This window comes from Stenotrophomonas sp. 86428_Sma (assembly GCF_056481585.1).
This window is the reverse complement of sequence record NZ_CM151156.1, coordinates 3,229,722-3,252,119: the sequence shown is the minus strand read 5'-3', so window position 1 is coordinate 3,252,119 and position 22,398 is coordinate 3,229,722. Positions and strand designations below refer to the sequence as shown.

General features: G+C 65.1%; 19 protein-coding genes. 7 read left to right on the top strand and 12 right to left on the bottom strand.

Features of this window, described 5'->3' with window-relative positions; all coding sequences use genetic code 11:
* Nucleotides 1-344: 344 nt before the first annotated feature.
* Nucleotides 345-1,696, bottom strand: a protein-coding gene (locus tag ACZK3J_RS14980; RefSeq protein WP_478476031.1) for an IS3-like element ISStma2 family transposase whose coding sequence is annotated in 2 segments (ribosomal slippage) — nt 345-1,249 and nt 1,249-1,696 — 1,353 coding nt in all. Because the reading frame shifts where the segments join, the coding sequence is not laid out codon by codon here.
* Nucleotides 1,697-1,880: 184 nt separating this feature from the next.
* Nucleotides 1,881-3,248, bottom strand: coding sequence for an adenylosuccinate lyase (gene purB / locus ACZK3J_RS14975; protein WP_049462123.1), 1,368 nt, complete (start codon nt 3,246-3,248; stop codon nt 1,881-1,883).
* A gap of 294 nt (nt 3,249-3,542) precedes the next feature.
* On the opposite strand from purB, the gene ACZK3J_RS14970 reads away from it, so the two are divergent.
* A complete protein-coding gene (locus tag ACZK3J_RS14970) occupies nt 3,543-4,970 on the top strand; it encodes a class II fumarate hydratase (RefSeq protein ID WP_049400231.1) in 1,428 nt (475 codons plus the stop codon).
* Nucleotides 4,971-5,006: 36 nt separating this feature from the next.
* Here ACZK3J_RS14970 and ACZK3J_RS14965 read toward each other — a convergent pair whose 3' ends face one another.
* The 7 genes from ACZK3J_RS14965 to ACZK3J_RS14935 form a co-directional block, all read right to left on the bottom strand.
* Entirely contained in the window at nt 5,007-5,912 is a 906-nt protein-coding gene (locus ACZK3J_RS14965) for an IS110 family transposase (RefSeq protein ID WP_478476030.1), read from the bottom strand.
* A 366-nt stretch (nt 5,913-6,278) separates the two neighbouring features.
* Nucleotides 6,279-6,704, bottom strand: coding sequence for a hypothetical protein (locus ACZK3J_RS14960; protein ID WP_032130459.1), 426 nt, complete (start codon nt 6,702-6,704; stop codon nt 6,279-6,281).
* Between the two features lie 106 nt (nt 6,705-6,810).
* Nucleotides 6,811-7,416 carry a YggN family protein gene (locus tag ACZK3J_RS14955; RefSeq protein ID WP_049463146.1) on the bottom strand — a complete coding sequence of 202 codons (606 nt, stop codon included), beginning with the start codon at nt 7,414-7,416 and terminating at the stop codon, nt 6,811-6,813.
* 31 nt (nt 7,417-7,447) lie between these two features.
* Nucleotides 7,448-8,335: a DUF4097 family beta strand repeat-containing protein gene (locus ACZK3J_RS14950; protein ID WP_478476029.1), complete on the bottom strand. Its 888-nt coding sequence runs from the start codon at nt 8,333-8,335 to the stop codon at nt 7,448-7,450.
* A 25-nt stretch (nt 8,336-8,360) separates the two neighbouring features.
* Complete coding sequence (locus tag ACZK3J_RS14945; protein WP_201116784.1) at nt 8,361-9,389, bottom strand: ABC-2 transporter permease; 1,029 nt, start codon at nt 9,387-9,389, stop codon at nt 8,361-8,363.
* Entirely contained in the window at nt 9,386-10,261 is an 876-nt protein-coding gene (locus tag ACZK3J_RS14940; protein ID WP_032130455.1) for an ABC transporter ATP-binding protein, read from the bottom strand. The genes ACZK3J_RS14945 and ACZK3J_RS14940 overlap by 4 nt, the downstream gene beginning before the upstream one ends.
* Nucleotides 10,261-10,620, bottom strand: a complete 360-nt coding sequence (locus ACZK3J_RS14935; RefSeq protein ID WP_134951802.1) for a GntR family transcriptional regulator — start codon at nt 10,618-10,620, stop codon at nt 10,261-10,263. Before ACZK3J_RS14935 ends, ACZK3J_RS14940 begins: the two co-directional genes overlap by 1 nt.
* Before the next feature lie 615 nt (nt 10,621-11,235).
* Between ACZK3J_RS14935 and ACZK3J_RS14930 the strand changes: the two genes are divergently transcribed.
* The 6 genes from ACZK3J_RS14930 (at nt 11,236) to ACZK3J_RS14905 (ending at nt 17,323) form a co-directional block, all read left to right on the top strand.
* Nucleotides 11,236-11,823 carry a glutathione peroxidase gene (locus tag ACZK3J_RS14930; protein WP_049463149.1) on the top strand — a complete coding sequence of 196 codons (588 nt, stop codon included), beginning with the start codon at nt 11,236-11,238 and terminating at the stop codon, nt 11,821-11,823.
* A 96-nt stretch (nt 11,824-11,919) separates the two neighbouring features.
* On the top strand, nt 11,920-12,897 hold the full coding sequence (locus ACZK3J_RS14925) for an FKBP-type peptidyl-prolyl cis-trans isomerase N-terminal domain-containing protein (protein WP_019337358.1): 978 nt from the start codon (nt 11,920-11,922) through the stop codon (nt 12,895-12,897).
* 23 nt (nt 12,898-12,920) lie between these two features.
* Nucleotides 12,921-14,270, top strand: coding sequence for a UDP-glucose dehydrogenase family protein (locus ACZK3J_RS14920; RefSeq protein ID WP_032127659.1), 1,350 nt, complete (start codon nt 12,921-12,923; stop codon nt 14,268-14,270).
* Entirely contained in the window at nt 14,263-14,502 is a 240-nt protein-coding gene (locus ACZK3J_RS14915) for a SlyX family protein (protein ID WP_019660397.1), read from the top strand. Before ACZK3J_RS14920 ends, ACZK3J_RS14915 begins: the two co-directional genes overlap by 8 nt.
* 10 nt (nt 14,503-14,512) lie before the next feature.
* Nucleotides 14,513-15,202 carry a DUF2058 domain-containing protein gene (locus ACZK3J_RS14910; RefSeq protein WP_032127660.1) on the top strand — a complete coding sequence of 230 codons (690 nt, stop codon included), beginning with the start codon at nt 14,513-14,515 and terminating at the stop codon, nt 15,200-15,202.
* 48 nt (nt 15,203-15,250) lie between these two features.
* Entirely contained in the window at nt 15,251-17,323 is a 2,073-nt protein-coding gene (locus ACZK3J_RS14905; protein ID WP_478476028.1) for an acyltransferase family protein, read from the top strand.
* Nucleotides 17,324-17,535: 212 nt separating this feature from the next.
* On the opposite strand, the gene metH is transcribed toward ACZK3J_RS14905, so the two are convergent.
* From metH to ACZK3J_RS14890, 3 genes are read right to left on the bottom strand one after another with little or no spacing between them, the layout of a single operon-like run.
* Nucleotides 17,536-20,220 (bottom strand): methionine synthase, encoded by a 2,685-nt coding sequence (metH, locus tag ACZK3J_RS14900; RefSeq protein WP_478476027.1) that lies wholly within the window; start codon nt 20,218-20,220, stop codon nt 17,536-17,538.
* Nucleotides 20,221-20,277: 57 nt separating this feature from the next.
* Nucleotides 20,278-21,369 carry a homocysteine S-methyltransferase family protein gene (locus ACZK3J_RS14895; protein ID WP_032127663.1) on the bottom strand — a complete coding sequence of 364 codons (1,092 nt, stop codon included), beginning with the start codon at nt 21,367-21,369 and terminating at the stop codon, nt 20,278-20,280.
* 13 nt (nt 21,370-21,382) lie between these two features.
* Nucleotides 21,383-22,312, bottom strand: coding sequence for an ArsR/SmtB family transcription factor (locus ACZK3J_RS14890; RefSeq protein WP_032127664.1), 930 nt, complete (start codon nt 22,310-22,312; stop codon nt 21,383-21,385).
* Nucleotides 22,313-22,398 lie beyond the last annotated feature (86 nt).

Sequence of the window (22,398 nt, the reverse complement as noted above, 5' to 3'; positions counted from 1 at the left end):
ACAGTTTCCTGCGCGGCCCGCCACGGAATGGAAGAAGAAGATCAAAGGCAAAAGCGGGTCGCGCGCTGCGCTTGCTCATGCTCCTGTAGAGCCGAGCCCATGCTCGGCTTGCTGTTGGAACAAGCAGCCGAGCATGGGCTCGGCTCTACAATCAGCCAAAAACAACAGAGGGACGCGGCGAAGCCGCGTCCCTCTTCCAAATTCCGTCCCGACAACCCAAAGCTCTTCGATCCGTCACCAGGAATCTGTCAGAGGTGGGACGGGATGGGCCAGCGGGACCGTTGGCGCCATGGATGGCGCCATCGAGCCCCCATGGTGAAGTGACCCCCGAGACTTGGACGGGGTCAGGCGGCCGATTGGGCCTGCTCCCGGTACTTTATCGGGCTCAGACCTTTCAGTTTCAGTTTGATGCGTTCTTCGTTGTAGTACTGGATGTATTCCACCAGCCCAGCCTCCAGACTCTCGAGGCTGTCAAAGCTGTTCAGGTAGAAGAATTCCGACTTCAGCGTTCCAAAGAAGCTCTCCATCGCCGCATTGTCCAGGCAGTTGCCGCGCCGGGACATGCTTTGCTTCAACGAGTGCTTTTCCAGCATATGCCGGTAGTTTTCATGCTGGTACTGCCAGCCCTGGTCGGAGTGGATCATCGGGCGCTCATCCGGGGGAAGCTTCTTGATGGCCTCCTCCAGCATTTGACCCACCAGATCAAATACGGGCCGACGCTTGATCTGATAAGCCACGATTTCGCCGTTGTAGAGGTCCATGATCGGCGACAGGTATAGCTTCATGCCCTGCACCTTGAACTCGGTCACGTCAGTCACCCACTTCTGGTTGGGCCGCTCGGCATGGAACTGGCGATTGAGGTCATTGCCAACCACAACATTGGCCGCCCCCTTGAAGGCCTGGTAGCGCTTCACACGCACCCGCGATTTCAGCCCCATCTCCCCCATCAGGCGCTGAACCCGCTTGTGATTGGTCCGATGACCCTGATTGGCCAATTCCAGCGTCACCGTGCGATAGCCATAGCGCCCTTGGCTTTGATCGTAGATTGCACGGATGCGCTCGCACAGGGCTGCCTCATCCTGATCCGGATGGGCCAGGACATGATTCTGGTAATAGAACGTACTGCGTGACAGCTCAGCTGCTTCGAGCAGAAGCGACAGCGTATGAACCTGCCTCAATCCTTGGACGGCTTGCGCTTTGCGTCCTGCGCCGCCTGCTCTTCCCGGATCAAGGCATCGAGTTTTTTTAGGTAGTCGGTCTCCGCACGCAGATAGGCGACTTCCTTGAGCAGCTCATCGCGGCTCATATCTTCAGGCGGCTTGGACGAACGGGTCTTCTTCATCGGCTTTCGGGGCGGCGGCGGAGGGGGTGCCAACGCTTGGGCACCGCCTTGAGCATACAGGCGCCGCCATCGCCCCACCGCGCCGGCATCGCCAATTTGAAAGTAGGTGGTGGCCTCGCGCCCGGACATGCCGTCCTGGCTCATTTTCTCCAGGACAGCCAGCTTGAACGGGAGGTCATAGGACCGGGCCTGGCGATGAAATCCCCGCCAACCATGCAGCCGATAGGTCGCCACCCAGCGCCTGACCGTGGAGAACTCCAGGCCGTGGCGACGGGCAATGGCTTTGACCGATGTGGAGGTCTTGCAGGCCTCTTTGGCGACCTGCAGTTTGAAACGCGCGTCGTATTTGTTCATGTATCCCTCGGGGTTGGATCTGGTGTCCAACTCCCGGGGGTCACTTCATGGACGGGTTTACGGCGTGTCCCGCTGGCCCATCCCGTCCCGCCCAGCTAGCAGCAATCCAGAGCCGCTCTTGACGTTGCTGTTGCCGTTGCCTGCCGCAGGCAGCGCCCGCGGCCGCCGCCGCAAAGGAAACTCCTTAAATCTTCTTCGCCAGCGACTCGGCCAGGCCGGTGTAGCTGCCCGGGGTCATCTCCAGCAGACGCTGCTTCGCATCCGCCGGCAGCTCCAGCCCCTGCACGAACGCCCGCATCGACTCGGCGGTGATGCCCTGGCCGCGGGTCAGCGCCTTCAGCTGTTCGTACGGGTTCGGCAGGCCATGGCGGCGCATCACCGTCTGCACAGCTTCGGCCAGCACTTCCCAGGCCGCGTCCAGATCGGCATCCAGGCGCTGTGGGTTCACTTCCAGCTTGCCCAGGCCCTTGGCCAGCGAATCCAGCGCCACCTGGCTGTGGCCGAACGCGGTGCCCAGCGCACGCAACACGGTGGAGTCGGTCAGGTCACGCTGCCAGCGGCTGATCGGCAGCTTCGCGCTGAAGTGCTCGAACAGCGCGTTGGCAATGCCGAAGTTGCCTTCCGCATTCTCGAAGTCGATCGGGTTGACCTTGTGCGGCATCGTCGACGAGCCGACTTCGCCTTCCTTCAGGCGCTGCTTGAAGTAGCCAAGCGAAACGTAGCCCCAGATGTCACGGGCCAGGTCGATCAGGATGATGTTGGCGCGGCGTGCGGCATCACCGATCTCGGCGATGTTGTCGTGCGGCTCGATCTGCGTGGTGTACGGGTTGAACACCAGGCCCAGGCCGGTCACGAAGCGCTCGGCGAAGGCCGGCCAGTCCACGTCCGGGTAGCTGGCGATGTGGGCGTTGTAGTTGCCCACCGCGCCGTTGATCTTGCCGGTCAGTTCGACCGCGGCAATCTGCCTGCGCTGGCGTTCCAGGCGGGCGACCACGTTGGCCAGTTCCTTGCCCAGGGTGGTCGGCGAGGCGGTCTGGCCGTGGGTGCGCGACAGCATCGGCTGGCCGGCCTGGGCGTGGGCCAGGCTGCGCAGGCTGTTGGCGATGCCGTCCAGGGTCGGCAGCAGCACCTCGCGGCGCGCCTGTTCCAGCATCAGGCCGTAGCTGAGGTTGTTGATGTCTTCGCTGGTGCAGGCGAAATGCACGAATTCCAGCGCCGGGGCCAGCTCGGCGTCGTCCTTCAGCTGTTCCTTGATGAAGTACTCCACCGCCTTGACGTCATGGTTGGTGGTGCGTTCGATCTCCTTCACGCGCGCGGCCTGGACCGGGCTGAAGCTGGCGGCCAGGGCGCGCAGGCGGGCGACGGCGGCGTCGGAGAACGGGGCCAGTTCGACGATGCCCGGCTCGGCGGCCAGGGCCAGCAGCCACTCCACTTCGACCGTGATGCGGGCCTTGATCAGGCCGTACTCGGAGAAGATCGGGCGCAGGGCGTCGACCTTGCCGGCATAGCGGCCATCGAGCGGGGACAGGGCGAGCAGGGCGGAATCGGACATGTCGGCAGGGCTGGGGCGAGCGGCGGGGGCCATATTCTACGACGTGCCGGTGAGGTAGTGCCGGCCGCTGGCCGGCAACCACGCCCGGCCCACGATTCCATGGATTGCTGGCCAGTGGCCGGCACTACCCCTTGCGCGTGCAGATCGGCCCTGCGGATGAAACGATCTGGCCCGCCCTCGTCATCCCACGCTGCGGGCAAGGGAGTATCGTTGGCGCAGCCGCCAGCCCGGGAAGCGACACCCTGCCAGCCGCCGCTTCCCTTTCCCCAACTGAAGTAGTGCGGAGTTGATGCAATGAGCAAAGCTGCAAGCAAGGGTTTCAGAATCGAACACGACAGCATGGGCGAGCTGCAGGTGCCTGCGGACGCACTGTGGGGCGCCCAGACCCAGCGTGCCGTGCAGAACTTCCCGGTGTCGGGCCAGCGCATGCCGCGCGGTTTCATCCGTGCCCTGGGCCTGGTCAAGGGCGCCGCCGCGGGCGTCAACGCAGAACTGGGCCACCTGCCGAAGAACGTGGCCAAGGCCATCCAGACCGCTGCCGCCGAAGTGGCCGCCGGCAACTGGGACGCGCAGTTCCCGATCGATGTCTACCAGACGGGTTCTGGCACGTCGTCGAACATGAATGCCAATGAGGTCATCGCCACCCTGGCCAACCGTGCCGGCAAGGCGGGCAAGACCACTGTGCACCCCAATGACCACGTCAACCAGGGGCAGAGCTCCAACGACGTGATTCCGACCGCGTTGCGGGTGTCGGCGGTGTTGGCGACGCATGAGCAGCTGCTGCCGGCGCTGGTGCACCTGCGCAAGACCCTGGACAAGAAGGGCCGCAGCCTGCGCAAGGTGGTCAAGACCGGCCGCACCCACCTGATGGATGCGATGCCGCTGACCTTCGAGCAGGAATTCGGCGCGTGGTCGGCGCAGCTGGCGTCGGCGCAGGAGCGTATCGAAGACAGCCTCAAGCGCGTGCGCCGGCTGCCGCTGGGTGGCACCGCCATCGGCACCGGCATCAATGCCGATCCGCGCTTCGGTGCACAGGTGGCCAAGGCACTGAAGCAGCAGACCGGTTTCAAGTTCGACAGTGCCGAGAACAAGTTCGAAGGCCTGGCCGCACAGGACGACGCGGTGGAGCTTTCCGGTCAGCTCAATGCGCTGGCGGTGGCGCTGATCAAGATCGCCAACGACCTGCGTTGGATGAACGCCGGTCCGCTGGCCGGGCTGGGCGAGATCGAACTGCCGGCGCTGCAGCCGGGCAGCTCGATCATGCCGGGCAAGGTCAACCCTGTGATTCCGGAAGCGACGGTGATGGCCTGTGCACAGGTGATCGGTCACCACACTGCGATCACCGTGGCCGGGCAGACCGGCAACTTCCAGCTCAACGTCACCCTGCCGCTGATCGCAGTGAACCTGCTCGATGGCATCGGCCTGCTGGCCAACGTGTCCACCCTGCTGGCCGACAGTGCGATTGCCGGGCTGAAGGTGCGCGAGGACCGCGTTGCCGAGGCGCTGGCGCGCAACCCGATCCTGGTTACCGCCCTCAACCCGATCATCGGCTACGAGAAGGCTGCGGCGATTGCCAAGCGTGCGTACAAGGAACAGCGCCCGGTGCTGGATGTGGCGCTGGAGGACAGTGGACTGGAGGAGGCCGAGCTGCGTCGCCTGCTGGACCCGACCGCGCTGACCGCCGGTGGCATCCAGGCCGGTGGCGGCGGCGCCGGCGGTTGATCGGCCGGTTGTAGAGTCGAGATCCTATGTTCGTGGTCAAGCCTGCTGGAAGCAGGCTTGACCCACCTTCAGCATGGCCGGATCGAAGTCCCGGCCGCTTTTGAAGACGCCCCAGGCGATCCTGGCCAGCTTTCTGGCCAGGATGTTGAAGACGGCGGTGCTGGGGTGACCGCGTTTTGACAGCTCGTCGTAGAGCGGTTGCCCCCGACGACACCGCTTGAGCCCCATGGCGGCCATGTAGAGCATCTGGCGCAGCACTGGCGCGCCCTGTTTGGACAGCCGACGCCGTCCCGTTCTGCCGCCAGACTCGTTGGGCCGGGGATCCAGGCCGGTGCAGGCGATCCACGCGTTGGCGTTGGCCAACGGCCAGCGCGTCATGTAGTAGATCAGGTGAGCGGCGACGGCAGGGCCGACACCAGGGATGGTCAACAGGCGCTTGTAGAGCGTGCCATGCTCTCCATCGCGACCCAAGCGCTGCAGTTCGCTTTCCAGCTCGGACAGCGTCCCAGCCAGAGCGCAGAACAGATCTGACAGCTCCCCGGGAGCACTTTTGCTTACCCCGAAGGATTGCTCCAGGCGCGCGCGTGTCTTTACCAGCGTCTGCCGCTTGCGCAGCAAATCGTGCATCTGCTGCTGCTCGTCGGTACGCGGTACGTATTCACGCAGGCGATCGTTCTCCTTCTTCACGTACCGGGCGATCGCTTCGGCGTCCATGGCGTCCGTCTTGCCACGCGAGCCCGTCGCCCGGCCGTAGTGCTTGATCAGACGTGGATTGATCACATAGACAACGTGGCCTGCCTGGCCAGCCATCCGAGCCAACAACTCGTAGTACCGCCCCGTCGCCTCCATGCCAATCCGGCATCGCTGGGGCAAGGTGTTGAGCCACTGGGCTATGCCGGCCCGGGTGTTGGCGATCCTGTCGCCGGCCTTGCGGTCGGCCACTGCCGGTACGAACTCCTTGGAGTCCACGTCCACGCCAATATCGAGAGAATCAGACATTTGTACGGCTCCCAGCTATCTTTAAGGGGCTGGGGTGGTACCGCACCGACGTTAGCTTGCCTACATCGACGATCCCCTTTGGGGGCCGTACGATCCTTTATCGACGTTCGTGTGCGGGATGGGGATCGCTCGACTCGTCTGTCGGCTAGTATCCGCAGATGCATGCTTGACGGTCCCTCCACCCTGGCTCCTACATACCGCGTAGGAGCCGGGAGGAACATACAAGCCATGCTCGACTGTTGTTCCGGAGTCGAGCATGGCTCGACTCTACAGAAAGCAGAAACGCCGCCCTTTGGGCGGCGTTTTTTTTCAGCGACGGTCGGCGACGATGTTGCCGAAGGTGTCGGTGTAATCCTTGAACTCCGGGATGCGCTGGATCAGGTCCGCCGGAATCACGACCATGCCCTCCGGCGGTTGGATCTTCACCGGCTGCATGTTGGGATCGGCCGGTGCGGCCACCAGGGTGTTCTGGCGCAGCACCTGCAGTTTGCCGAACATGGTCTGCAGCATCTGTTTCTGCCCGTCGTCCAGCGGAATCTGGATCTCGTCCATCTTCATCGTGCCGTCGGCGAGGATGATGATGTTCGGCGCGGGCGGGCGACGCACGGTGACCATGCCTTCGCTGACGGAAATCTTGGGCTTGCCACGCTCGGCGCGGTGGTTGCGGTACTCCTGGTCACAGCCGGCCAGGCCGAGGCAGAGCAGGGCGGTCAACAGCAGAAACAGCTTCTTCATGACATTCGGTTCGGGGGCGTCCGGGGCCGCCATTGTAAGCCGGGCGGCGCACTACGGCCGGCAGCTGGACGCCGCTGCCGGCCGGGTGCGCTGATCTGTCACAGGCCTAGCGCTGGACCACGGTGTCCTTGCCGCAGTCGTCCACGTCGCCCTGGTCCATGGTCGCGTAGGGCTTGAATGCCGGCAGTTCACGTGCGAGCGCCTGCTGGCTGGCCAGCATCGCCGGAAGGCGGTCGCAGATGCGCTTGGCCTGGGCTTCGATCTTCTCGGCTTCGGCATTGATGCGCTTTTCGACACCTTCGCTGTCGCCACTGAAAATGCCCTTCAGCGCTTCGCCGGCAGCACTGGCACCCAGTTTGGCGCCGGCCAGGCCGACATCCATGCCGTCCATCGCGATGGCGACCACGTGGCCGCGGTAGTCCTGCAGATGACGGCGCTGGATATCGTTGGCGGCGATCTCCTTGCCCGCGATCAGCAGGCGGCCATCCGGCGTGATCTCCGCACGCGGCTGCTTGTCCGCCGAGATCTTGATGTTGCCCTGGGTGATATCCTTGCGGGCATCGTCCATCGCGTTCCTGACGGTCTCGCCGACGCCGCCTGTGGCTTCGGCCACACTCTTGCCAACGGTCTTGTCGGGTGCTGACGACGTGCCGCCGCAGGCGATCAGCGGCAGGGACAGCAGCACAGCGGGCAACAGGCGCAACAGGTTCATGGTGTTCCCCTGGTAGTGTCTGGAAGAGGGTTTACTTGCTGCGCGGCAGAGTGACCCGGCCGCTGACGTTGCGATGATCGACGTCACCGCTGCCGCTGTGGTCGACGGTCAGGGTGCCGCGCACGCCGTCGACGTTGATGTCGCCCGAGCCGTGGCTGCGGACATGCACATTGCCGCCGATGTCGGCCAGATCGACCCCGCCGGAGCCAACCACGCCCACTTCAACGCTGCCCTGCACGCGCTTGAACTCGATATCACCCGAGCCCACGGTATCCAGCCGCGCGTTGCCACGCACATCGCTGATCTTCAGGTCACCGGAGCCGACGGTACCGGTGCTGGCATCGCCGCTGATGTTGCGTACGGTGACGTCGCCGGAACCCAGCGACAGCAGATTCAGGGAGCTGCCGCCATCGATGTTGAGGTCGCCCGAACCCACTGCAGCGTGGATGCTGCCGCGGGTACCGCGGACCACGGCATCACCGGAACCCACATCCACGCTCAGCGACTGTGCGTTCTCCACGCTGGCATCGCCCGAGCCGATCTTGAACTGCAGCGGCATGTTGTCCGGCACGCTGCCACGGATATCCAGCCAGGCGTAGCTGTTGCCCAGGCTGATGCCGCTTTGGCGGCCGTCGCGGCGCAGGCTCACCACCAGCTTGTCGCCGACCTTGCGCTGCTCCAGCACCAGCTGGTCCAGCCATTCCTGGCTGGACGCGCAGGCGCGGCCGTCCAGCTGGCCGCCGCCAGCGCTGGCGACCACCTTCAGGTCATGCTGGTTGACCTCGAACACCACCGTCCTGGCACCAGCCACGTCCAGCTTCAGTGCGCGGGCGGCAGTGAACTTGCAGTTCGGAGCATCGGCGGCCAGCGCCGACAACGGCAACAGCAACGACGCAGAACAGGCGAGCAAAGAACGCATGAGTGGTGCCTCCGGATGGATGGGATCAGATCTCGCCGGCGCGCTTGCGCAGGCGGATGGCAAGGAAGATGAACACTGCACCGACGACGGCGCCGATCCACAGCTCCGGCATCGCCAGCGACTTCAGCTGCGAGGCGGGGGACATCAGGCTGACGACCGAGTCCAGATCGCGGCGCGATGCTTCGTCGGCGCCGAGGCGATACAGCAGGTCCATGCCGGGCACGCCGCCCAGCAGCAGGCGGCCGACGATGTTCTGCCAGAACCAGCCGGTGGTCAGGCCGAACAGCGGCATCATCTTGGTGGAGCTGACAATGATGCCGGCAAACAGCGGCAACATCACCGCCCACAGGAACGGCTTGCTCCTGGCCCATGCCGAGCACAGCAGCAGCCAGCCGGCGGTGGGCAGGGCCCACAGGGCATAGACCGGAATCCAGGCCAGGTGTCCAGCGGCCAGGGTCAGCGGGCTGGCCGGGCCCCAGATCAGGGTCATCGGGCTGCCACCGTGCAGCAGCGCGACGGCACTGATGATCAGCATGAAGCCGAACATGGTGAGGATGCCGGCGATGACCGCGATCAACGGTGCCACGATCAGTGCGCTGATCACCTTGGACAGCACGGTCTGCGTGTCCGACAGCGGCAACGACTTCCAGAACAGGATGCTGCGGTCACGGCGATCGTCGTAGAGGGCGCCCAGGCAGTAGAAGAACACGACGAAGGCCAGCACCACGAACGGCCAGCTTGAACTGAGTACCAGAGTCAGATCCAGGCCGTTGCCAAGATCAGCAAGGTCCTTGGCACTGATGTCACGGGTGAGCAGGGCCAGGTTCAGGCCGTTGATGTTCACGTTCTCGCCATCGATGTGCAGGCCGCCGTCGCGTGCTGCACGGTTCAGCGCGAACAGGCCGAAGGCAATGCCGGCGATGCTCATCACCAGTGAGATCAGGCCCGCGATCAACGGGGCATACAGGAAGCCGCCGCGGTTCTCCCAGTACTCGCGCTTGAGCAGCCAGCGCAGGGTGCCGATCGGGCTGATGGGGTGGTTGACGGCATTCATGCGTAGGTCCCCTTCATGATGGCGACGAACAGGTCGGCCAGGCCCGGGATGCGGGTCTCGCCGAGAGAGGAAAGCTGGGTGCGCGGCACGCCATCGAACAGCATCACCGTCTTGCCGAACGCCAGGCTGCGCTCGTCGATCGGCTTCAGGGCGCGCGCGGTGTCCAGCTGGTCGGCATTGACCAGCAGCTCGGTATAGCGCTGGCCGACGTCGTCCATTTCCGCGTCGAGCACGATGCGGCCATCGCGGATGAACATCACGTCGCTGAGGATGTGCTCGATCTCCTCCACCTGGTGGGTGGTGACGATGATGGTTTTCTGTTCGTCGAAGTAGTCTTCCAGCAGGCGCTGGTAGAACTCCTTGCGGTACAGGATGTCCAGGCCGAGGGTCGGCTCGTCCAGCACCAGGATGCGGGCATCGATGGCCATCACCAGCGCCAGGTGCAGCTGCACGATCATGCCCTTGGACAGCTCGCGCACGCGCTGCTTCGGCTGCAGCTTGGTGTTGGCCAGGAAGCGCTCGCAGCGGGCGCGGTCGAAGCGCGGGTGGACGCCGGCCACGAAATCGATTGCCTCGCGCACCTTCAGCCAGCGCGGCAGCACGGCGACGTCGGCGATGAAGCAGATGTCGTTCATCAGTTCGTCGCGGTGCAGTCGCGGGTCGCGGCCGAGCACGCTCAGTTCACCCTCCACCGAGGTCAGCCCAAGAATGGCCTTCAGCGCGGTGGTCTTGCCGGCGCCATTGGGCCCGATCAGGCCGACGATGCGTCCGCTTGGAATGCTGAAACTGGCGTTGTCGAGGGCGACCGTGGTCTTGTAGGCCTTGCGCAGGCCTCGGGCGGTGATGACCGACTCACTTGCAGTGCTATTCATCAGACTTTCCTCTGGGGCAGCAATTCGTCGAGGCTCAGGCCCAGGCGCTGGATGCGCTCCAGAACCGCCGGCCATTCTTCGTTGAGGAAACGGTCGCGTTCGCTGCTGCGCAGCTGCGTGGCCGCCTGCTCGGTCATGAACATGCCCAGGCCGCGGCGCTTCTCGACCAGGCCTTCGTCGGCCAGCTCCTGGTAAGCGCGCGAAACGGTGATGGGGTTGAGTTGATAGTCGGCGGCCACCTGGCGCACCGAAGGCAGGGCATCGCCCGGCTTGAGGATTCCGTCGAGCATCATGGCGATCACGCGCTCCTTCAACTGACGGTAGATGGGAGCGCCGTCGCTCCACTGGATGTCGCTCATATTCAGCTCCGTGGGGTCAGCGGCTGGGCGAACGAGAAATACGGCATGGACAGCGCGCTGTGCAGCCGACGCGGGGGAGGGGGGAGGAGGAGGGGGCGTTCCCTGCGGGGGAGAGAGTCGCGTCCTGCGCACTTTCAGCAGCGGCGGAAACAGGGGCGGTGGGCGTGGCCCACCAGGCCAGCACGAGCAGGGTCGAAACAGCGACGGCCGCGGGTGCGGTGAGGTTGCGACGGATCCGGACGTTCATGGCTTCCCCCTGTCTCAGATGACTGGTGTTGTATGCAACTATAACACCGGCACGCCTACGTGCAACCCCTTGCCGTCCCCAACTGATGGCAGGGGTGGTCAGATTGCTGAAACATCCCTCTAGTCGATTGATTTAAAAGGGAAATGAATCTTCTGCAGGGGGCTTTTCGGGGCGGCCTTCCATTCAGTGATGTCCATGCTATGTCATCACTGCGCCTTCGATGGCGCCCGGGCAGCACATTCGCCACGCCGCGCAAAGCCCGGGATGGACCTGTGCCATCAGGGGCTCCAGAGCCCGGTGCTATAGTTCGGCCGATTCCCGGCCAGCACTGGCCGGGCCTTGTGAATGGCTACCGCGGACCGCCTCTGATGCCCCTGCCGACCGTTTCCCCGTGCCGCCTGCGCGGCCTGTCCCTGCTGGCCCTGATGGTGGCCGGCGCCGCCGGTTCCGCCAGTGCGCTGGCGGCCGACCTGCTCGATCTGGAATACCGGCCGTTGGCCAGCAAGCAGCAGGTGAATCTGCAGCAGCGCTATCACGGGCAGGTGCTGCTGGTGGTCAACACCGCCAGCAAGTGTGGCTACACGCCGCAGTACGAAGGGCTGGAGGCGCTGCAGAAGCGCTATGCAGGCCGCGGTTTTGCGGTGCTGGGCTTTCCTTCCAATGACTTCAAGGGCCAGGAACCGGGTGACGAGAAGCAGATCCAGGACTTCTGCACCCTGACCTACGGCGTCAAGTTCCCGATGTTCGAGAAGGTGCATGTGGTCGGCACGCAGGCCACGCCGCTGTACCAGCGGTTGACCGTAGCGACCGGCGTTGCGCCGGCCTGGAACTTCCACAAGTACCTCGTGGGCCGCGATGGCAAGGTCATTGCCCAGTTCGCCAGCAAGGTGACGCCGGACGATCCGCAGCTGACCGCGGCCATCGACAAGGCGCTGGCGGCAGCCGCCACGCATTGATATCCAGCACGCATGCCTCGACATCGACGGCATGCGTGCGACAATGTTTCTTTTCGCGCCGACGTCGGCGCCCAGACACTTCCAGGAATGCAGCGAATGAAGATGGGAATGCGCGGCGCCGCGGCGTCGGTTCTGATTCTGGCGATGGGCACTTCGGGTGTCGCTCTGTCGCAACAACCGGCTGCCCCCGCAGCCGCCAAGGAGACCGCAACCTTGAATTCCCCCAAGCAGAAGCTCGGCTACGCCATCGGCCTTGATGTCGCCAAGTCGTTCACCCCGATCGCCGATGAGATCGATGTGGCCGCCCTGCGCACCGCCGTTGAGCGTTCGTTCGAGGGCCTGCAGCCGCAGATCACCCAGGAACAGGCCAAGGCCACCGATGCCGCCCTGCGCCAGGTCGTGATGGCCCGCAGCGGCCAGCAGGTGCCGGGCGTGGCACCGGGCTCGCAGCCGCCGAAGGTCGACCGCGTCAAGGTGTCGCAGATGATCGGCTCCTACTCGGTGGGTCCGTCGCTGGCGCAGCTGAAGGACGATATCGATGTCGCCTCGTTGTTTGACGCAATCAGCACCGGCCTGACCAAGGGCCAGCCGAAGATGACGGAAGCTGACGCGACCGCCACCATCCAGGCCTTCATGGGTGCCAAGCAGGCTGAAATGCAGGCCAAGGCCGCCCAGGCTGCGCAGACCAACCGCACGGAAGGCAACGCATTCCTCGCCAAGAACAAGACCCAGCCGGGCGTGGTGACCACCTCGTCGGGCCTGCAGTACCAGGTGATCCGCCCGGGTAGCGGCGAGCGCCCGCTGCCGAGCAGCAAGGTGCGCGTGAACTACGAAGGCAAGCTGCTCAACGGCACCGTGTTCGACAGTTCCTACGGCCGCCAGCCGGCCGAGTTCGGTCTGGACCAGGTGATCAAGGGCTGGACCGAAGGCGTCGCGCTGATGCCGGTCGGTTCGAAGTACCGCTTCTGGATCCCGGGCGAACTCGCCTACGGTGAGAACGGCACCCCGGGCGGCCCGATCGGCCCGAACGCGACTCTGACGTTCGACGTCGAGCTGCTGGGCGTTCTGCCGTAAGTCATTCAGGAGCGAATACGGATATGCGCGTTGCGATTTTTGGTACCGGCTACGTTGGACTGGTGACCGGTACCTGCCTGGCCGATGTTGGTCATCAGGTGGTCTGTGTCGATATCGACCAGGCCAAGGTGGATGGCCTCAACCAGGGCATCATCCCGATCTATGAACCCGGCCTGGAGCCGATGGTGAAGGCCAACCATGCCGCAGCGCGGCTGGCGTTCACCACGGATGCCGCGGCCGCCATCGATCACGGTCAGGTGGTGTTCATCGCCGTTGGTACGCCGCCGGACGAGGATGGCAGTGCCGATCTTCAATACGTGCTTGCCGTAGCCCGAACCATTGGTCGGCACATGAGTGTGCCGACCGTGGTGGTGAACAAGTCGACGGTGCCGGTCGGCACCGCCGACAAGGTGCGTGCCGCCATTGCCGAAGAGCTGGCCGCGCGTGGCGCGGACATCGCCTTCGACGTGGTGTCCAACCCGGAATTCCTGAAGGAAGGCGATGCGGTTGCGGACTGCATGCGCCCGGACCGCATCATCATCGGTGCGGCGAACGAAGAGTCGGTGGCGGTGATGCGTCGCCTGTACGCGCCGTTCAACCGCAACCACGACCGCGTGGTGGAAATGGACGTGCGTTCGGCCGAACTGACCAAGTACGCCGCCAATGCGATGCTGGCGACCAAGATTTCGTTCATGAATGAAATCGCCAACATCGCTGAACGCGTCGGTGCCGATGTCGAGCAGGTCCGCCAGGGCATTGGTTCGGATCCACGCATCGGCTGGCACTTCATCTATCCGGGTGCCGGTTACGGCGGCTCGTGCTTCCCCAAGGACGTGCAGGCATTGGCCCGTACCGCCCAGCAGTATGGCCTTGAGCCGAAGCTGCTCAATGCGGTTGAAGCGGTCAACGATGCGCAGAAGGGTCATCTGTTTGCCCTCATCCAGCGTCATTACGACAAGGGCGAGGACGAGGGCGTGCGTGGAAAGACCTTCGCCGTATGGGGTCTGGCCTTCAAGCCGAACACCGACGATATGCGTGAGGCCTCCAGCCGTCGACTGCTGGCGCAGCTGTGGGAAGGCGGTGCGACGGTGCGTGCCTACGATCCGGAGGCGATGCACGAGTCGCAGCGCATCTTCGGCGAACGCGATGACCTGGTGTTCTGCAACAGTGCCGATGAAGCACTGCAGGGTGCCGACGCGCTGGTGGTGGTGACCGAGTGGAAGCAGTTCCGCAGCCCCGACTTCCAGAAGCTGCGCGAGCAGCTGAAGGATGCGGCGGTGTTCGACGGCCGCAACCTGTATGAGCCGGGCGAAGTGGAAGCCGCAGGTCTTGCGTACTACGGCATTGGCCGGGGGCGCTCGTTGCATGTCTGATCTGCCCACTGAACGCGAGCAGGCGCTGGAAGCGCGCCTGGTCGAGCTGGAAATGCGCGTGTCCTTCCAGGAACAGGCGCTGGCCGAGCTGAGCGACGCGCTGGCTGATGCCCGCATGCAGGGCATGCGCAACGCCGATGTGCTGCGCGTGCTGCTGGAAGACCTGGGCAAGGTCCGCAACGCACTGAATTCTTCCGATCCGGCGAGCGAACCGCCGCCGCCGCACTACTGATCCGAATCCTATGAGCGATACCCTCCGCGACCAGCTGATGGGCCTGGGCTTCAAGCCCGCGCCCAAGCCCGAGCGCAAGAATGATGGCCCCCGCCGTGATGGCCGCCCGCAGGGCAAGGGTGGCAACGGCAACGGCAATGGAAAGCCGCAGGGCGCAGGCAAGGGCGAGCACAAGCCCGGTGAGCGTCGTGGGCAGGGCCATGGCGCGGGCAAGCCCGGCGGGCATGCGCGCGGTGGCCAGGGCCAGCAGGGCCCGCGCAAGCCGCGCAGCACCGAAGAGATGGACCTGGCCAAGGCCTATGCCATCCGGGCGCAGCGGGAGAAGGAAGAGCGCATCGAGACCGAGCGCCTGAAGCAGGAAGAAGCACGCGTGCGCCGCGAGGCGAAGGCCAAGCTGGAAGAACTGCTGAAGGACAAGAGCCTCAACGCCGAGGCAGCGGACATCGCCCGCCACTTCCCGTATGGCGGCAAGATCAAGCGCATCTATGTGACCGCCGAACAGCTGACCGCGCTCAATGCCGGTGAGCTGGGTGTGGTCCAGCTCAATGGCCGCTACCTGCTGGTAACGGCCGACGTGCTGGCACAGTCCGAGGCGGTGTTCGCTGCCTCGGTGGCGCTGAAGGTCGATCCGAATGCGCCGGCCGAGGAAGATCCGTATGCGGATCCGCAGTACCAGGTGCCGGACGACCTGGTCTGGTAAAGGCGCAACCACCGCGGACGGCATTGCCTCCGCGGTTGGGGGGAAGGGATGACCGCTGATCCAAGCCGCGGCTACGTGCCGCACATTGACGGCCTGCGCGCGATTGCCGTGCTGGCCGTCATCGTGTTCCACCTGGACCCGGCCTGGTTGCCGGGCGGGTTCACCGGCGTAGACGTGTTCTTCGTCATTTCCGGGTTCGTGGTCAGCGCGTCGGTGCACCGGCTGCCGCCGTTGTCGCTGTGGCAGTCGATGCTGCGCTTCTATTCGCGTCGCATCCGCCGCATCGCACCTGCGCTGATCAGCTGCCTGCTGTTGACCGCCGTCGGCAGCGTGCTGTTCATTCCCGAGTCCTGGCTCAGCGAGGCCAGTGACAAGACCGCGCTGATGGCATTCTTCGGCTTCAGCAACTGGGTGCTGGCGCTGATCGGCAACGATTATTTCGCGCCCAAGGCCGAATTCAATCCCTATACCCATACCTGGTCGCTGGGCGTGGAGGAGCAGTTCTACCTGCTGTTCCCGCTGCTGTTCCTGGCCTGGGCGCGCGGCGTGCGCGGGCGTTGGATCAGCCTTGGCCTGTTTGCCGTGGTCAGCGCGGCGTCGCTGCTGCATGCGGCGGTGCTGGGCCTGCGCGAGGCGCCGCCATCGTGGGCGTTCTACGCCACCACTACGCGGCTGTGGCAGCTGGGTGTTGGCGTACTGCTGTTCCAGCTGCTGCATGTTCGCCAGCCAGTGGATGCGGTGACGACGATTGCACTGAAGCGCGCTGCGCCCGTGTTCTCGCTGCTCGCGATGGTGGCGCTGGCCTTGCTGTGCTGGGCATTGTGGACCGCACGGGCCGGACGTTCGCCGTGGCCTGATGGCCTGCTGCCGACCTTTGCGGCGGCAGGCCTGCTGTGGGCGCTGCATCATCATCCCCGGTCCTGGGTGGCACGCCTGTTGGCCAGCAGGCCGATGCGCTCCATCGGCCTGCTGTCGTACTCGCTGTATCTGTGGCACTGGCCGGTATTCGTGCTGATGCGCTGGACCGTGGGCCTGCAGACACCCCTGCAGATGAGCGCTGCGATGGCGCTGGTGCTGCTGCTGTCGTGGTTGTCGTGGCGCTGGGTGGAGCAACCGTTCCGGGGCCCCTTGGCGCAGCGTCTGCGCCCGGGTCGCTGGGTACTGGCAGGTTCGGCTGTGCTGCTGGTCGCGGCCGGCACCCAGACGCTGCTGTACCTGCAGGCACCGCAGATATCACTGAGCACGGTCAGTCGGCATCCCGGCGACTGGTATCCCAACGGCAAGAGCGTGGCAGGCGACTATCCCGACTGCAGCCTGGTGACCACCAAGCGACGCTTCGAAGGTGGCAGCATGCGGACCTATGCGCGTGGTGACTGCGATCGGCCGGCGCCTGCCGGTGCGCCGAAGCAGGTGTTCGTTGCTGGCGATTCGCATGCAATGGCCTACATCGAGCTGCTGCAGCGGCTGGCGCTTGAGAGTGGCTCGGAGGTAATTCTCTACGGTCGTGGTGGATGCCCGCAGGTGAGCCTGCAGAAGTGGCGCGGCGCGGGTGCCGGTTGCAGTGATTTCGACGCAGCGATGCTCGCCGATGTCACGCAGCGTGCGCAGCCAGGTGATGCCGTGGTGCTGGTGTCGCTGCGGATACCGCGCTTGTCCGATCAGTTCGTATTGTTCGATGCGCAGGCGCAGCTGGCGGGCGAGGTGACCCCGGAAGCCACTGCAGGACGCGAGGCCGAAGTGGCCGAGGCGATCACCCAGTGGAAACCGTTGGCCGAGCGCGGTGTGCGAATTGTGCTGGAGGCGCCCAAACCGGTGCTGCCGGCGCCGCCGTATCGCTGTTCGGACCGCTTCAACGCGCGCAACGAGATCTGCCGCAATGGCCTGGACAGCACGCGTGAGGCGATGGAAACGCTCCGTGCGCCGATGCTGGGCAGCCTGCAGCAGGTGGTCGATGGCCTGCCAGGGGGTGTGCTGTGGGATCCGATGCCGGTGCTGTGTGATGACGTGCTGTGCCCGGCGCAGCGCGATGGCCGGCCGTTGTTCTTCGATGGCGATCACCTCAGCGCGCATGGCAACCGTGTGCTGCTGCCGTCGCTGCAGCAGGTACTGCTGCAGCAGTAGGACCGCGCCGGCGTCAGGCCTTGAAGCGGCTCCGGCGTGCGCGGATCAGTGGCAGGCTCGGTGCGAAGAAGCACAGCAGTGCGCCGACCAGGGCAAACGACACCGGACGAGAAACCGTCAAAGTCCAGCGCAATGATGAAGCGAAAAGGGGACGGAGGGGATTAAGTCGTTTTGGGCACAAACGACTTAATCCCCTCCGTCCCCTTTTTGTGTCATTCGGGGTCGTAGTCGAGGTTGGAGGCCAGCCAGCGCTCGGCCTGGGCGCGGTCCACGCCCTTGCGGCGGGCGTAGTCGCTGACCTGCTCGCGGCTGAGGCGGCCGACCACGAAGTACTGGCTCTGCGGATGGCTGAAGTAGTAGCCCGAAACGGCCGCCGTAGGCAGCATCGCAAAGCTCTCGGTCAGTTCCATGCCGGCGTTGGCTTCGGCCTGCAGCAGGTCGAACAGGCGCCGTTTCTCGCTGTGCTCCGGGCATGCCGGGTACCCTGGCGCCGGGCGGATGCCACGGTACTGCTCGTCGATCAGCGCCTCGTTGTCCAGCGTCTCGGCGTGCTCATGGCCCCAGAATTCGGTACGCACGCGCTGGTGCAGGCGCTCGGCCAGCGCTTCGGCGAAGCGATCGGCGAGGGCCTTCAGCAGGATCGCGTTGTAGTCATCGTGGTCGGCTTCGAAGCGCGCTACGTGCGCGTCGATGCCGATGCCGGCAGTGACGGCGAAGGCGCCGATCCAATCCTGCTTGCCGCTGTCGGCCGGGGCGATGAAATCGGCCAGGCAGAAATCCGGGCGCTCGGCCGGCTTGTCCACCTGCTGGCGCAGGAAGTGCAGGGTGGTCTCGCCCTGCGGGTGCTGCACGCGCACGTCGTCGCCGATGCTGTTGGCCGGCCACAGGCCGAACACGGCCTTGGCGGTCAGCCATTTCTCATTGACGATGCGCTCAAGCATCGCGCGGGCGTCCCTGTACAGATCGCTGGCCTGGGTGCCGACGATCTCGTCGGTGAGGATGGCCGGAAACTTGCCGGCCAGCTCCCAGGCCTGGAAGAACGGCGTCCAGTCGATGTAGTCGACCAGTTCGGCCAGCGGGTAGTCGTCAAATACGTGCAGGCCGGGCTGGTTCGGTGCCGGCGGCGTGTAGGTGTCCCAGCCGCCCTGGAATTTCTGCCCACGCGCGTGTTCCAGCGAAACCAGGCGCTTGGCATCGCCACGGTTGCGATGGCGCGCGCGGATCTCGGCATAGTCGGCCTCGTTGGCGGCTACGAAGGCCTCGCGCAGGTCACGCGAGATCAGCGACTGGGCGACGCCGACCGCGCGCGAGGCGTCCTTCACCCACACCGTGGGCGCCTTGTAATGTGGGTCGATCTTCAGCGCGGTGTGCGCGCGCGAGGTGGTCGCTCCACCGATCAGCAGCGGCAGGTCGAAGCCCTGGCGCTGCATCTCCCGGGCCACGTGGCTCATCTCTTCCAGTGATGGAGTGATCAGGCCGGACAGGCCGATCAGGTCGGCGTTGTGCTCGCGCGCGGCATCGAGGATCTTCTGCGCCGGCACCATCACGCCAAGGTCGACCACCTCGAAGTTGTTGCAGGCCAGGACTACGCCGACGATGTTCTTGCCGATGTCATGCACATCACCCTTCACCGTGGCCATGATGATCTTGCCGTTGCTCTTGGCGGTGTCGCCACTGCGCGCCTTCTCGGCCTCGATGTAGGGCAGCAGGTAGGCCACGGCCTTCTTCATCACGCGCGCGGATTTCACCACCTGCGGCAGGAACATCTTGCCGGCGCCGAACAGGTCGCCGACCACGTTCATGCCATCCATCAACGGACCTTCGATCACGTCCAGCGGGCGGCTGGACGCCTGCCGGGCCAGTTCGGTGTCTTCTTCCACGAAGGCATCCAGGCCGTGCACCAGCGCGTGCGCCAGGCGCTGCGCCACCGGCTTCTCGCGCCAAGCGAGGTCTTCGGTCTTCGCCGCGCCCTTCTTGCCCTTGTAGCGCTCGGCGATTTCCAGCAGGCGCTCGGTGGCATCGCTGCGGCGGTTGAGGATCACATCCTCGACGCGCTCGCGCAGTTCCGGTTCCAGTTCGTCGTAGATCGGCATGGCGCCGGCGTTGACGATGCCCATGTCCATGCCGGCGGCAATGGCGTGGTACAGGAACACCGAGTGGATGGCCTGGCGCACCGTTTCGTTGCCGCGGAACGAGAACGAGACGTTGGAAACACCGCCGGACACATGGCAGTGCGGCAGCGTCTGCTTGATGATGCGGGTGGCTTCGATGAAGTCCACCGCATAGTTGTCGTGCTCTTCGATGCCGGTGGCGACGGCGAAGATGTTCGGGTCGAAGATGATGTCCTGCGGTGGGAAGCCGATCTCGTCGACCAGGATGCGGTAGGCGCGGGTGCAGATCTCGACTTTGCGTGCGCAGGTGTCAGCCTGGCCGCTTTCGTCGAATGCCATCACCACCGCGGCCGCGCCATAGCGCAGGACCTTGCGTGCGTGCTCGCGGAACAGCGCCTCGCCTTCCTTCAGCGAGATCGAATTGACCACGCTCTTGCCCTGCAGGCACTTCAGGCCGGCCTCGATCACGCTCCACTTGGAGGAGTCGACCATCACCGGAATACGGGCGATGTCCGGCTCGGACATGATCAGGTTGAGGTAGCGGGTCATCGCCGCTTCCGAATCGATCAGGCCCTCGTCCATGTTGACGTCGAGGATCTGCGCACCGCTGGCCACCTGCTGGCGGGCCACGTCCACCGCTTCTTCGTAGCGGCCTTCCTTGACCAGCTTGCGGAACTGCGCGCTGCCGGTGACGTTGGTGCGCTCGCCGACGTTGATGAACAGCAGGTCCGGAGTGATGACCAGAGGTTCCAGGCCGGACAGGCGGGTAGGGCGGACAGGCGTCATGGCAGGCGTCAGCTCAACAGCAATAGGGTGGGAAGTGCGGAACGGTGGCGGCGACATTCATGCGGCCTGCTCCTGGACACCGGGCAGGGCGCGCGGCGGCAGCCCGGCCACGGCCTCGGCGATTGCGCGGATGTGGTCAGGGGTGGAGCCACAGCAGCCACCGACCAGGTTCAACAGGCCATCCTCGGCGAAACCGCGCAGGGTGCTGGCCATGTCCTCGGGCGTCTCGTCGTACTCGCCGAAGGCATTGGGCAGACCGGCATTGGGGTGTGCGCTGACGTAGCAGTCGGCGACCTGCGAAAGGGTTTCCACGTGCGGGCGCATCGCATCGGCACCCAGTGCGCAGTTCAGGCCGATCGACAATGGGCGCGCATGCGCGAGCGACGCGTGGAAGGCCTCGGCGGTCTGCCCGGACAGCGTGCGTCCCGAGGCATCAGTGATGGTGCCGGAGATCATCACGGGCAACCTTGCGCCGCGTGCATCGAAGGCCTCCTCCAGTGCATACAGCGCGGCCTTGGCATTGAGCGTGTCGAAGATGGTCTCGACCATGATGGTGTCGGCGCCGCCGTCGATCAGGCCGTCAATGGCTTCGCGGTACGTGTCGCGAAGCTCGTCGAAGCTGGTGTTGCGAAAGCCCGGATCGTTGACATCGGGACTGATCGAGGCGGTGCGGCTGGTCGGGCCGATCACCCCGATCACGAAGCGTGGCTTGCCTGGTGTGGTTGCAGCTACCGTATCGCAGCAGGCGCGTGCCACCGCTGCGCCAGCCTTGTTCAACTCGTACACCAGGTGTTCGAGGTGGTAGTCGGCCTGGCTGACCGACGTGGCGTTGAACGTGTTGGTCTCGACCAGATCCGCGCCCGCTTCGAGGTAGGCGGTATGGATGTCGGCGACGATCTGCGGCCGGGTCAGCAGCAGCAGATCGTTGTTACCCTTCAGGTCATGCCCTTCCTGCACGGCGTGGTCGCAAGCGGGGCCATGCACATGATCGTAGCCACCGGCGAAGCGCTCGCCGCGGTAGTCGTCTTCCTGCAGGCCATGGCGCTGGATCATGGTGCCCATCGCGCCGTCGATGATCAGGATCCGCTCGCGCAGGGCGTCGAGCAGGGCGTTGGCACGATCAGGATGCAACCAGGGCAGGGCAGGCATGGCGATCTCGGGCTCAGGGCTTGTTGGCGATCAGTGAAATCACTTCGAAGTGCGGCGGACGCTTTTCGCGGGTGACCGTCTCCAGGCTGGATACCTGCAGGCCGGCCTTGTCGACGAACCTGCGCAGCTCCTTGTCGCTGAAGCCGAGGTTGACGTGGCCGTAGGCCTCGACCGCCGCCTTGTGCTCGTGGCGGGCCAGGCTGCACAGCAGCAGGCGGCCGCCGGAGCGCAGCACGCGCGCGGCTTCGGTCACCGCCTGCGCCGGTTTGCTGGCGTAGGTCAGCGCATGCATCAGCACCACCAGGTCGAAGCTGCCGTCCTTGAACGGCAGCGCATGCATGTCGCCCTCGCGCACTTCCACATTGGGCAGGCGGCGCAGGCGCTCGCTGGCAGCGGCAACCACGCGCGCGCTGGTATCGATGCAGATGTAGCGCTTGGCATGCGGGGCGACGAGTTCGGCCAGCACGCCGTCACCGGAGGCGATGTCCAGCACGTCGCCGGTCTCCAGCAGCGGCAACGCGGTACGCGCGAGGGCTTCCCAGGTGCGGCCGGGAGAATAGTGGCGCTCCATGTCGCCGGCCACGCTGTCGGCCCAGTTCTGGTCGGAGGCACGGTGGGCCAGCACGGCGGCGACACGTTCAGCGTCCTGCCGCAGCAACGGGTCGTCGCTTCCATTGCTCAAGGCATGCCACAATGCACGCTGCGCCGGGTCCAGCTGGGCCTCGTCGAAGCGGTAATAGGCCGACACGCCCGCACGGCGGTCGCGGACCAGGCCGGCTTCCTTCAGGCGCGCCAGGTGGGTGGACACCCGCGGCTGTGCCAGCCGGGTGATCGCCGACAGTTCGGCCACGGTCAGTTCCTCCTGCTCCAGCAGCGCCAGCAGGCGCACGCGGGTGGCATCGGCGAACACCTTGAGGCGGGTCGACCAGTCTTCCAGATCCATAAATATCTACCTATCGCGATATAGAGATATATTCGCTGAGAACGCCTGCCGCGGTCAAGTCGCTGGCGTACGGAAACTGGCGGGCC

Excerpts from the sequence above, each read along its gene's own strand:
- ACZK3J_RS14955 (WP_049463146.1), bottom strand. The coding sequence starts at position 7,416 with ATGAACCTGTTGCGCCTGTTGCCCGCTGTGCTGCTGTCCCTGCCGCTG.
- ACZK3J_RS14960 (WP_032130459.1), bottom strand. The coding sequence starts at position 6,704 with ATGAAGAAGCTGTTTCTGCTGTTGACCGCCCTGCTCTGCCTCGGCCTG.
- ACZK3J_RS14915 (WP_019660397.1), top strand. The coding sequence starts at position 14,263 with ATGTCTGATCTGCCCACTGAACGCGAGCAGGCGCTGGAAGCGCGCCTG.
- metH (WP_478476027.1), bottom strand. The coding sequence starts at position 20,220 with ATGACGCCTGTCCGCCCTACCCGCCTGTCCGGCCTGGAACCTCTGGTC.
- ACZK3J_RS14925 (WP_019337358.1), top strand. The coding sequence starts at position 11,920 with ATGAAGATGGGAATGCGCGGCGCCGCGGCGTCGGTTCTGATTCTGGCG.
- ACZK3J_RS14935 (WP_134951802.1), bottom strand. The coding sequence starts at position 10,620 with ATGAGCGACATCCAGTGGAGCGACGGCGCTCCCATCTACCGTCAGTTG.
- ACZK3J_RS14910 (WP_032127660.1), top strand. The coding sequence starts at position 14,513 with ATGAGCGATACCCTCCGCGACCAGCTGATGGGCCTGGGCTTCAAGCCC.
- ACZK3J_RS14970 (WP_049400231.1), top strand. The coding sequence starts at position 3,543 with ATGAGCAAAGCTGCAAGCAAGGGTTTCAGAATCGAACACGACAGCATG.
- ACZK3J_RS14890 (WP_032127664.1), bottom strand. The coding sequence starts at position 22,312 with ATGGATCTGGAAGACTGGTCGACCCGCCTCAAGGTGTTCGCCGATGCC.
- ACZK3J_RS14930 (WP_049463149.1), top strand. The coding sequence starts at position 11,236 with ATGCCCCTGCCGACCGTTTCCCCGTGCCGCCTGCGCGGCCTGTCCCTG.
- ACZK3J_RS14950 (WP_478476029.1), bottom strand. The coding sequence starts at position 8,335 with ATGCGTTCTTTGCTCGCCTGTTCTGCGTCGTTGCTGTTGCCGTTGTCG.
- ACZK3J_RS14895 (WP_032127663.1), bottom strand. The coding sequence starts at position 21,369 with ATGCCTGCCCTGCCCTGGTTGCATCCTGATCGTGCCAACGCCCTGCTC.
- ACZK3J_RS14905 (WP_478476028.1), top strand. The coding sequence starts at position 15,251 with ATGACCGCTGATCCAAGCCGCGGCTACGTGCCGCACATTGACGGCCTG.
- ACZK3J_RS14940 (WP_032130455.1), bottom strand. The coding sequence starts at position 10,261 with ATGAATAGCACTGCAAGTGAGTCGGTCATCACCGCCCGAGGCCTGCGC.
- ACZK3J_RS14945 (WP_201116784.1), bottom strand. The coding sequence starts at position 9,389 with ATGAATGCCGTCAACCACCCCATCAGCCCGATCGGCACCCTGCGCTGG.
- purB (WP_049462123.1), bottom strand. The coding sequence starts at position 3,248 with ATGTCCGATTCCGCCCTGCTCGCCCTGTCCCCGCTCGATGGCCGCTAT.
- ACZK3J_RS14920 (WP_032127659.1), top strand. The coding sequence starts at position 12,921 with ATGCGCGTTGCGATTTTTGGTACCGGCTACGTTGGACTGGTGACCGGT.